This is a genomic window from Vibrio sp. 704 (assembly GCF_033339295.1).
The window spans coordinates 1-667 of sequence record NZ_JAWOUH010000511.1 but is presented as its reverse complement, the minus strand read 5'-3'; the positions used below and the strand labels follow the sequence as shown (position 1 = coordinate 667).

The following is a 667-nucleotide window of genomic DNA, read 5'->3' as shown; positions in this document are numbered from 1 at the left end:
CATATTTAATGCGCCAACGATTTTATCTTCTTTGCATAGGATAAGTGCGTTGATGTTTTTGTTCTGCATTAAGTTCAATCCTTCCACTGCTAACATTTCTGGATGTGCCGTGGTTGGATTTTTCGTCATGACTTCGCCAATAGCCGTGGTATGAATATCAATGCGCTTATCCAAAGTGCGGCGTAAGTCACCATCGGTGAATATACCAAGCATAGCATCGTGCTCGTCCACGATTGCGGTCATTCCCAACCCTTTCTCTGAAATCTCCAAAAGCGCATCGCGAATCAACGCATCCGGAGACACTTTCGGTAATGCATTTCCGAAGTGCATAATATCAGACAGCTTAAGTAGCAATTTTCTTCCTAAAGCACCACCAGGATGTGAGAGAGCGAAGTCTTCTGCTGAGAATCCACGCGCTTGAAGTAGGGCAACTGCTAGCGCATCGCCCATTACTAAAGTTGCTGTGGTACTGCTGGTTGGTGCAAGGCCAAGTGGACAAGCTTCTTGAGGGACAGTGATTTGCAAGTGCAAGTCAGCCAGTTTTGCCATGTTGGATTCTGGCTTGCCCGTCATGCTAATGATTTTAATGTTTAAACGCTTTAGAACTGGGAAGAGAGACAAGATTTCATGGGACTCGCCAGAGTTAGAAATGGCGATAACAATGTCA

At 45.3% G+C, this 667-nt stretch carries 1 protein-coding gene; it reads right to left on the bottom strand.

Annotation, left to right across the window (positions count from 1 at the left end; translation table 11 throughout):
- The coding region (locus R7R24_RS27435) for a KpsF/GutQ family sugar-phosphate isomerase (RefSeq protein ID WP_318120232.1) at nucleotides 1-667 on the bottom strand (667 nt) is incomplete at both ends.